This is a genomic window from Ruminococcus sp. D54t1_190329_F1, from assembly GCF_015551645.1.
In the GTDB taxonomy this organism is placed as follows: domain Bacteria; phylum Bacillota; class Clostridia; order Lachnospirales; family Lachnospiraceae; genus Blautia_A; species Blautia_A faecis.
This window is the reverse complement of the sequence record NZ_JADNDC010000065.1, coordinates 1-9,564: the sequence shown is the minus strand read 5'-3', so window position 1 is coordinate 9,564 and position 9,564 is coordinate 1. Positions and strand designations below refer to the sequence as shown.

The 9,564-nt window shown below is 40.1% G+C and carries 10 protein-coding genes; 8 read left to right on the top strand and 2 right to left on the bottom strand.

Annotated elements, in window-relative coordinates; genetic code table 11:
- The 4 genes from I2D69_RS18945 to I2D69_RS18930 all read left to right on the top strand — a co-directional run.
- Positions 1-608: site-specific integrase (locus I2D69_RS18945; protein ID WP_161286759.1), on the top strand; the 608-nt coding region annotated here is incomplete at its 5' end.
- A gap of 240 nt (positions 609-848) precedes the next feature.
- Positions 849-4,760 carry a helicase-related protein gene (locus tag I2D69_RS18940; RefSeq protein WP_195380385.1) on the top strand — a complete coding sequence of 1,304 codons (3,912 nt, stop codon included), beginning with the start codon at positions 849-851 and terminating at the stop codon, positions 4,758-4,760.
- Between the two features lie 31 nt (positions 4,761-4,791).
- Positions 4,792-5,400 carry a septation protein SpoVG family protein gene (locus I2D69_RS18935; RefSeq protein WP_055173311.1) on the top strand — a complete coding sequence of 203 codons (609 nt, stop codon included), beginning with the start codon at positions 4,792-4,794 and terminating at the stop codon, positions 5,398-5,400.
- Positions 5,401-5,478: 78 nt separating this feature from the next.
- Positions 5,479-5,718, top strand: coding sequence for a hypothetical protein (locus tag I2D69_RS18930; RefSeq protein ID WP_055056124.1), 240 nt, complete (start codon positions 5,479-5,481; stop codon positions 5,716-5,718).
- 53 nt (positions 5,719-5,771) lie between these two features.
- Here the strand turns inward: I2D69_RS18930 and I2D69_RS18925 are convergent, their stop codons facing one another.
- Together I2D69_RS18925 and I2D69_RS18920 are read right to left on the bottom strand one after the other, a co-directional pair.
- Complete coding sequence (locus I2D69_RS18925; RefSeq protein WP_055173312.1) at positions 5,772-6,812, bottom strand: HAMP domain-containing sensor histidine kinase; 1,041 nt, start codon at positions 6,810-6,812, stop codon at positions 5,772-5,774.
- 1 nt (position 6,813) lies between these two features.
- Positions 6,814-7,557 (bottom strand): response regulator transcription factor, encoded by a 744-nt coding sequence (locus I2D69_RS18920; RefSeq protein WP_347708404.1) that lies wholly within the window; start codon positions 7,555-7,557, stop codon positions 6,814-6,816.
- Between the two features lie 137 nt (positions 7,558-7,694).
- On the opposite strand from I2D69_RS18920, the gene I2D69_RS18915 reads away from it, so the two are divergent.
- From I2D69_RS18915 to I2D69_RS18910, 4 genes are all read left to right on the top strand, one after another.
- Entirely contained in the window at positions 7,695-8,537 is an 843-nt protein-coding gene (locus I2D69_RS18915; protein ID WP_055173316.1) for a zinc dependent phospholipase C family protein, read from the top strand.
- A gap of 65 nt (positions 8,538-8,602) precedes the next feature.
- On the top strand, positions 8,603-8,737 hold the full coding sequence (locus I2D69_RS20525; protein WP_278279457.1) for a hypothetical protein: 135 nt from the start codon (positions 8,603-8,605) through the stop codon (positions 8,735-8,737).
- Between the two features lie 42 nt (positions 8,738-8,779).
- The gene (locus tag I2D69_RS20520) at positions 8,780-8,914 is read left to right on the top strand and encodes a hypothetical protein (protein ID WP_256280327.1); all 135 of its coding nucleotides are present in this window, start codon (positions 8,780-8,782) and stop codon (positions 8,912-8,914) included.
- A 156-nt stretch (positions 8,915-9,070) separates the two neighbouring features.
- Positions 9,071-9,564: ABC transporter ATP-binding protein (locus tag I2D69_RS18910; RefSeq protein WP_195380384.1), on the top strand; the 494-nt coding region annotated here is incomplete at its 3' end.

Below are 9,564 nucleotides of genomic sequence, written 5' to 3'. Positions count from 1 at the left end.
AGCAGGAAGAACGCCTGCTTGCCTTTATGGAAAAGGATAAGATTTACAGCAAGTATTATGATGAGGTTGTGCTTCTGCTGGAAACGGGACTTCGTATTTCTGAATTTTGCGGACTAACGACGCATATTGATATGCAGAACAGAATACTCAATATAGACCACCAGTTATTGAAAGACAGCGAAATCGGCTACTATATTGAAACGCCAAAGACCAAAAACGGAAAACGAGAACTTCCATTGACAGAACGGGCTTATCAAGCAATCCAAAGAATACTAAAGAACAGAGGAAAGGCACAACCGTTGATTGTAGGTGGTTATAGCAATTTCCTATTCTTGAACCGTGAGGGCTTACCTAAAGTTGCAGGAAACTATGAGGGCATGGTGCGAGGACTAATTAAGAAGTATAACAAGTATCACACGGACAAGTTACCGAACATCACACCACATTCATTCCGACATACTTACTGTACGAATATGGCAAACAGAGGAATGAACCCAAACACCCTGCAATATCTTATGGGACACGCTAACATAACCATGACACTTGGCTATTATGCACACGGTACATTTCAATCTGCAAAAGCAGAACTGGAAAGACTGGCTTGTTAATATCGGAGCTTATATTTACTACTCATTTACTACTTTTGGTTGCATTTTCATGCTGGTAAATGCCAGCTTATGCAAGGTATCTTCCAAAAAGAAAATACCGATAAAGCCCTAAAATACGGGATATATCGGCATTTACCAACTTATGAAAAGATAATCAGAAATTTAGTAAGTTTTTATATTCAAAAAGCAGAGCCTTCGATTGGGGAGCCAATCTGGACTTATACAGGGCTTACGGAAGACATGGTACCGGTAAATGAGTATTATCTGGAACACCCGGAAATGATGCTTGGGAAAATGGTCTGGTTTGAACAGTTTTTCGGGAAAGATTCCAAATATACAGCCCTGGTCAATGAAGCGGAAGACTTTGACCTGGAAAAAAGAATTTTGGACGCAGTTGGAGAGCTTCCTAAAAACTGTTATGAAGAAAGCATAGCAGAAAAAAAGAAGGAAGAGCAGGACGTCTTAGCTGCTTCCCCAAAGATACCTAATTATACGTTTACGGTGATACAGGACGAAGTATATTACCGGGAAGGGGAGTCTTTATACCGGAGTCAGGCAAAGGAAAGTGTGAAGCGCCGGATACGTGCCATGCATAAAATCCGCCTTCTGGTGCGTGAAATTTTACAGATACAGCAGGAAAATTGTTCTGACCAGGAACTGAAAAAGGCACAGGAACAGTTAAACCGTTTGTATGATGCCTTTGTGAAAACGCATGGATATTTCTGTGACCGGACAAATAAAATGGCGTTCCGGCAGGACAATGATTATCCCCTGCTATCTTCCCTGGAAGTGGTTGATGAGGACAAAAACGTAACCAAAGCCGATATTTTTTACAAAAGGACCATACGCCCCAGAGATGTGATAGACAAAGTGGAAAATGCCCAGGAAGCATTGCATATCAGTCTGTCAGAATATAACCGGGTGGATATTCCCTATATGCTCTCTCTTTATCTGGGAAACAGGAAAGAAATGCTCCAGGAATTAAAAGGGTTAATCTACCAGAACCCGGTACTGGCAAAAGAAGAAGATCCCAATGCAGGGTGGGAAACCGCAGATGAGTATTTAAGCGGAAATGTGCGGCAGAAGCTCCGTACTGCTAGGATTTATGCGCAGAACAATCCCTTGTTTGTAGACAACGTGGAAGCACTGGAAAAGGTACAGCCAAAAGAACTGACAGCGCCTGAGATCAGTGTAAAACTGGGAACAACCTGGATTGAAAATGAGGATTACGAACAGTTTATATATGAGCTTTTGGAAATCCCGGAGAGCAACCAGAGAAACTATTGCGCTCATAGTGGCCATGCCCTCAAGATTGAGCGCTTAGATGCAGATATGTCTTACCATATTGACAGGGGAAATTTTTTTGGAGGAACCATTCGTACCAGGGAAACCTATGGCACAAGATTTATGGATGCGATCAGCATTATAGAGGAACTGTTAAACAGCCGGATTGTGACCATAAGGGACCGGGTGCAGGAAGGGGAAAAGGTGCGTTATGTGATTAATCGGAAGGAAACCATGCTTGCCAGGGATAAGGCGGAGCAGATAAAAGAAGCCTTCCGGGACTGGATTTTTAAGGAACCAGAGCGCAGAAAAAAATATGTGGATTTTTACAATGAAACCTTTAACTGCGACAGACAACGAAGCTATGATGGCTCTTATTTAAAACTGCCGGGACTGAACCCTTTGTTAAAACTGCGTCCTTATCAGAAAAATGCTGTAGCAAGGGCATTGCTGTGTGGAGGGAACACCTTGCTTGCCCATACGGTAGGCGCTGGTAAATCTCTGGAAATGATCTGTATCTGTATGGAGATGAGGAGGCTGGGGCTGGCAACGAAACCCCTTCTTACGGTTCCCAACCACCTGACCTTCCAGATGGGGGCAGAATTTTTGCGGGCCTACCCAGATGCGAAGATCCTGATTACCAGAAAAGAAGATTTTCAGAAGGAAAACCGCAGGCGCATGATTGCCAGAATGGCAACAGGGGATTATGACTGTATTATTATCGGACATACGCAGTTCCAGAGAATTGCCATTTCCCCTGACCGGCAAAGAGCCATGATAGAAGAACAGGCAGAGCAACTGGTAGAAGCCATTAACCAGGCAAGGGAAGAAGCAGGAAAGAACTGGTCCATAAAGCAGATGGAAAGCAGAAAGAAAAAATTGTTGCAGAAAATCGAAGAACTGAACAATGAAGAAATCAAAGATGATGTGATGTACTTTGAAGAAACAGGCGTAGATGCCTTATTTGTAGACGAAGCGCACCTGTTCAAGAACTTGGAAATTTTTACGAAAATGAACAATGTTGCGGGTCTGGGTTCCAGCGGTTCCCAGAGGGCTATGGATATGCGTATGAAAATCCAGTATATCAACGAAAAAAATCAGGGAAGGGGCGTCATTATGGCAACGGGAACCCCTCTGTCAAACTCAATGGTGGAACTTTATGTGATGCAGTTATATCTGCAGGAAAGGCGGCTTCACGAAAAGGGGATTTACCATTTTGATGCATGGGCTTCTGTGTTTGGGGAAGTTACCAGCTCTTTGGAACTGGCACCGGAAGGTACTGGTTACCGGATGCGGACCAGGTTTAATAAGTTTATCAATCTGCCGGAACTGATACACCTGTTTAAAGAAATAGCAGACATTATTCTGCCTGATATGCTAGATATTAAGCGGCCAGAATTAAAGGACGGAAAATATAAGGTTGTAGTATCGGAAGCCTCTGATTATGTCAAAGAACGTATGCAGGAAATGGTGGAAAGGGCAGAAGCAATCCATAGAGGTGTGGTAGATCCAAAGGACGACAATATGCTCCGGATTACCGGGGAAGCAAGGCTTTTGGGTACAGATCCCCGGCTTTTGGACAGTTATGCTCCGGTAGATTCGGATTCCAAACTGAATAAAGCAGTAGAAAACATTTACCAGGAATATGTACAGTCCCAGGAACAGAAAGGAACCCAGATTGTTTTTTCGGATATTGGGACACCCGGACCTGGGAAAGCGTTTACCGTCTATGATTATTTAAAACAGGAACTGATTACCAGAGGTGTTCCAGAGGAAGAAATCTGTTTTATCCATGATGCAAAAACAGATGAACAGAGGGACCGTATGTTTTCCGATGTCAGAGCCGGAAGGAAACGGATTATTATAGGAAGTACCGAAAAACTGGGAGTAGGAACCAATATCCAGACCAGAATGGTGGCGGCACATCATATCGACTGCCCCTGGAAACCCTCTGATATTGAACAGCGGGAAGGGCGTATTATCCGCCAGGGGAATGAAAATGAGGAAGTCAATATTTACCGCTATGTAACAAAGGGTTCTTTTGATGCTTATTTATGGGGCATTGTAGAAACAAAACAGCGGTTTATCAGCCAGGTATTTACCAGCCGGGAACTGGCAAGGATCTGTGAGGATATAGATGAAACCGTACTAAACTTTGCAGAGATTAAAGCGGTAGCTTCTGAAAATCCCCTGATTATGGAAAAAATACAAGTAGATAATGAAGTGGCACGTCTGAGAATTTTAAAAGCTGCACATGAAGGGAAACGGTTTGCTTTGCAGGATGCGGTTACGTTCCAGTACCCGAAAAGGATACAAAGTCTGGAGAAAGAACTGCAATCGCTTCAAATGGATTTGGACCGTAGGAACCAGGCTATGGAAGTACAGCCGGGGTTTGCAATCACGCTGCAGGGAAAAGTCTATGAGAAGCATAAAGAAGCAGGGGAAGTCCTGCGTGGGATTATAGAAGGTGTGACAGCTTTTACCAGGCACGAAGTCGGTATGTATAAGGGATTTCAGGTATTTGTCCAAAAGGATATGATGGAGCCGGTATTGTTCCTTCAGGGAGAGAAGGAATATAGTGTGGAGTTAAAAAGCAGTGACTCCGGCAATATGGTCCGTATGGAAAACCGCTTGAATGCCCTTGATAAAGCAGTAGAAGATGTTCAAAAAGAAATTAAGACCTGTGAAAATGAGATAAAAAATGCAAAGCAGGAATATGCAAAGCCTTTCCCGTATGAGGAGCTTTTAAAAGAAAACATTACCCGGCAGATGGAGATTGATGCAGAACTGGAAATCAAGGACCAGGAGGAGTGTATGGAAGTGCAGGAGGAAACTAAAAATCTTCCATGCCAGACAGCAGTTCGGTAACGAAAAATAGAGTAGAAAAGGAGATCACAATATGGAATATAATATCAGAGTATATAAACCGGAATTGAAACAGGAAGAAGGAAAAATCAATAACCTGAAAGGATTTGCTACCATTACCTTTGATGAGGCCTTCTGTGTGAAAAGCCTTGCAATTAAAGAGTCCTCGAAAGGAAATCTGTATCTCGATATGCCCCGTTACAGAGATTATGAAACAGGGGAGTATGTTCCTTTTTTCCGGTTTACCGATAAGGAATTTCAAAAGGAAGTGTTGGATACCGTAAGGGAAGCCTATGAGAATATGACAGAAACGAAAACAGACTGCAAGGGCAGTTGGGGAGAGGAAGAGCTGTATTACAATCTGAGTGTAAATCCGGTACAGGGAAGCGATACATTTAAGGCAGATGTTGCCATTCGTCTGCAGGACGTATTGGCAATCCAGCAGCTTCATGTGATCCAGGCATGGAACGGAAAAACTTTTGTAGGTATGCCTCAGAAAAATTCTGCAAAAGGAGAACGGGAGGACATTGCCCATGCAGTCAATGCAGAATTTAAGGCAGATTTGGAAAGTGCAATCATGGACGAATACAATAAAAAGATGGAATATGCCAAAAGCCAGAAACAGCAGCGAAGAGGGAGATAGGAGCTATTCATAAAAAGACTGGTATTTTTGGAACAATAATGGTAGAATGAAGAAAATATCAGCATGGGAGGAAACAGTATGCCAAGACGTAAAAAAGTAGAAAATCTTTCTCTTGAAGAAATGCTTATGAAGACAGAACAGGAGATTAAAACAACAGAGGCAGAATTAAAAGAACTGCGTTTGAAAGCAAAAGAACTTAGGAAGAAGATTGAAGATAAACAAAAAGATGAAATCTTTAGCGCCTTACTTGCTTCCGGAAAAACGGTGGAAGAGGTAATGACATATTTAAAATCCGGTAATGAAGAAAAAGCGGAATAAAATAAAGGAAAATGCCGTTACGGGTGATATTAAAACCTGTAGCGGCATTTTTCTTATTTAGGAGAGTCTGAGTTGATAAGCCAAACTTCAAAGGTACTGCCTACATGAAGGGTAGAAAACACGTGGATAAAGCCATATTGCCGGCTGATAATGTCTTGCGCCAGATGAAGCCCAACACCAACTCCCGGAAAGCTTTTGACAGAAGGAGAGCGGTAGAAGCGTTGGAAAAGTTTAGGGATTTCCGATTCTTTGATGCCGATACCGGAATCAGTGATTGCTATTTTGGTATAGTTTTCCAGGGTAAAAAGTTCTATGGAAATATGTCCATTTTCATTCGTGTATTTTACAGCATTATCCAGGATATTATACAGCGCTTCGGAAGTCCATTTGGGATCATGATACGCCTTAAAGTCTTCTGAATAATTAAAAGTTATTTGAATGTTCTTCTGATCAGCCGCTAAAACGATATTTTCCAGAGCCATGAGAATGGTGTCACCAATCGTTTGATAACTTGGGGATAGTTTTATCACACCTGTTTCCAAACGGGATATTTTTACAAGGGAAGAGATTAAAAATTCCAGTTTGTTCAGATGTGCAGTATTGGTGTGAAATAAGGTCTGTAGTTCCTGCGGTTTTGTAATGGCTTTTTCCATAGCGGACTCTGTCAGGCGCAGCGTGGTCATGGGGGTTTTTAACTGATGAGAAATATCAGAAATTAGCTGCTGGAGCTGTACCTTTTCGGCATTTACAGAATTTTTAGTGTTTTCCAATATACTGTACAGTCTTCCTAAATGATGGTTGATCTGTGATAGTAAAGTTTCGTCATACTTTTCATCAGGGGAAAAATAGGTTCCTTCAATCATACTGTCCAATGTTTTATGAAGTTCACGAGTAAACAAGGTGAGCTTGTGGAAAATCGTACAAAAGAGAATAAATACACAGATAAGCAGAAGGAAAGTGAAAATGGTAAAAAGCAAAAATACTTTAGGGTCTGACGTAAGTGTACGTAATATGATACAGGTTCCTGAAAATATCAACAGAAATAGCAGGGAAACTATAATATATACTTTTTTTAAAGAAAATGTTTTTTTCATATTAATCACCTATCCACATATATCCGGTTCCATAGATTGTTTTTATATAACGATGCCCGCTGGCTTCGATTTTCTTTCGGAGTCTGCTGATGGCAGTATTTAGGGAAGTATCACCTACAAAGTTTTCGGAGAAATCCCAGAGATGCTCAAGAAGCTGATCCCGTTTTAAAATATGCTTTTTATTCACAATAAAATATTGCAGAATACGGTACTCCAAAGGGGATAATTCCAGGGGAACTTTGTCCAGTGTCGCAGTCATTTGCGAGAAATTGATGCAGAGATTACCGTCTTCATATACGGTTTCCTTTTGTTTTTCTGTGATATATTTTGTTAAAACAGCTATTTTCTTTTGTAAGACGACAGGTGAAAAAGGCTTTGTAATATAGTCATCAGCACCCAGGTCAAATCCTTTCACTATGTCATTTTCTAAATCATTTGCGGTTAAAAAGATAATACTGGCAGTTGATTTTTCTTTCAACTCTGAATATAATTCAAATCCATTTCCGTCAGGAAGGTTAATATCCAAAATCAGAAGAATGTAATGATACTGTTTTAAATATTCAAAGGCTTCTTTTGCATTATATGCAGAGTCAACAGTATAGCCCGCTGTCCGCAAGTTATAAGCCAGGGTATTATTTAAGGAGAAATCATCTTCAATAATTAAGATACGGTGCATAGTTTCCCACTCCTTCTGTTCTAAATTTCTAAGTTTTTCTATACCATAAAGAGCGTTTACGGTTTTCAAGATGTATTATAATTGTAAAAAATACAAAAGTAAATAATGATTTTTTTCAGATAAAATATTTTTTCAAATGCACTAATTGTAATAATTTGGTAAGAATCGGCGGATATACTGATAAGAAAAAAGAGGAGGTACTAGATATGAGGTGTAAAAAACTAGGGGTACTTTTGGCAATGGTTTTGGTAGGTGTTTCCGCAGCACCGGCATGGTCGGTATCGGCGGCAGAAACTCAGGATTTACCGCAACAGGTTCTTGATATTTCCAACGGTTCAGATGAAATTTACGGACCAGGCGCACCGATTGAGCATGTAGAAAATCCTGATGAGCGGTTTAGCAGTGGCGGTGTAGATCATACACATCAGTATATCGTATCGAATGCCTTGAAGATTTTAAATAATGATAAAGGTTCCAGTATCTTAAATACAAAAGCTGCTATGATATGTGAATATACGGATTGGCCAGATGTATTAGGAAATGAAACCGATTATGGAACGTTTGCAGGACATTTCTATGATCCGGATACCGGAAAAAACTGGATGGGACAGAAAAATCCTACAGCACGAACCAGAGCAGAAACCTATTATCAAAGTGCAGTTGCAGCATATAAAGATGGATATACAGATAAGGCTATGGAATACATAGGAAAAGGAACACATTATGTATCAGATTTGAATGAGCCACATCATGCGTCTAATCTGACAGCAGTAAACAGTAATCATTCAGATTTTGAAAAGTATGTGGACAAACACCGTACCGAATATACCATAGCAGGGAACAGTTTTGGTGCAGATGTTTATAGCAGCGCTGAGAATACAGCAGTAGGAGATATGCTTTATAGCGCTGCAAAAGACGCTAAAACACTGGCTGGAATGGCACAGAATAAGGATACCTATGACTCAGCCGGAAATCAGTCAGTCCAAAATGCAATAAAGACAGTAAGTAAATATATTTATAAATTTGGCAAGGAAGTAGGTATTTACTAAATAAGATGATTTGTGGTGACGTCACACTTTAAAATCATAAAATATCAAGGAAGGAGGACGGGGCAATGAAAGAACTGGAAAAGAAAATGCAGAATGAAAACTTTGATGTAGAAGTACAGTATTGTGATCCTGATGATTGCAACTATGATTGTATGGTTTCAGAAAATCATTGCAATTCGCATATTTCAACTTTGATGTAGAATCAATCTGAAAGCCTAAATATATGTGAAGGGGAACAAGAGATGAAAGAATTAGAAAAGAAAATGCAAAATGAGAATTTTGATGTAGAAGTACAGTATTGTGATCCAGACGATTGTACTCATGACTGTCTGATTGCACCAGATCATTGTAATACACATATTACACCTTATTGGTAAAATCCAATTAAAGTAGTTTCTGAATTTTATCAGTAAAATGAAGGGGACATTTTCTCTATTATGAGTTAAATGTCCCCTTTTTATTTTTTTTGTTCAGGTAATAATTCGGTAAGAATTAGGGGGTATGATAAATTAAAACAAGGAGAGGTGAGAAACATGGAATTGGTTAAAACATCAGATTTAAAAAAGTATTATCGCACCGGAGAGATTTGCGTAAAGGCATTAGATCAGGTCAATCTTTCGGTTGAAGAAGGCGAGTTTATTGCTGTCGTTGGACCGTCAGGCTGCGGAAAGACAACATTATTAAATATGCTGGGTGGATTGGATAATCCGACAGAGGGAACGGTTCTGATACATGGAAAAGATATAACAAAAATGAAATCAGAAGAACTAACGGTGTATCGAAGAAAACATATCGGATTTGTATTTCAGAATTATAATCTTCTTCAAACACTGAATGTAAAAAGCAATATACTGTTACCACTTTATTTAGGGAACAGTAAAATTGATGAAGCATATTTTGAAGAAATTGTAGAAATCCTGGGTATTAAAAATAAGTTAAAAAATTTACCGAACACCTTATCGGGCGGACAGCAGCAGAGAGTTGCCATTGCCAGGGCAATGATCACGAAACCAGATATTGTCTTAGC

Excerpts from the sequence above, each read along its gene's own strand:
- I2D69_RS18940 (WP_195380385.1), top strand. The coding sequence starts at position 849 with ATGGTACCGGTAAATGAGTATTATCTGGAACACCCGGAAATGATGCTT.
- I2D69_RS20520 (WP_256280327.1), top strand. The coding sequence starts at position 8,780 with ATGAAAGAATTAGAAAAGAAAATGCAAAATGAGAATTTTGATGTAGAA.
- I2D69_RS18930 (WP_055056124.1), top strand. The coding sequence starts at position 5,479 with ATGCCAAGACGTAAAAAAGTAGAAAATCTTTCTCTTGAAGAAATGCTT.
- I2D69_RS18915 (WP_055173316.1), top strand. The coding sequence starts at position 7,695 with ATGAGGTGTAAAAAACTAGGGGTACTTTTGGCAATGGTTTTGGTAGGT.
- I2D69_RS18935 (WP_055173311.1), top strand. The coding sequence starts at position 4,792 with ATGGAATATAATATCAGAGTATATAAACCGGAATTGAAACAGGAAGAA.
- I2D69_RS18925 (WP_055173312.1), bottom strand. The coding sequence starts at position 6,812 with ATGAAAAAAACATTTTCTTTAAAAAAAGTATATATTATAGTTTCCCTG.
- I2D69_RS20525 (WP_278279457.1), top strand. The coding sequence starts at position 8,603 with ATGAAAGAACTGGAAAAGAAAATGCAGAATGAAAACTTTGATGTAGAA.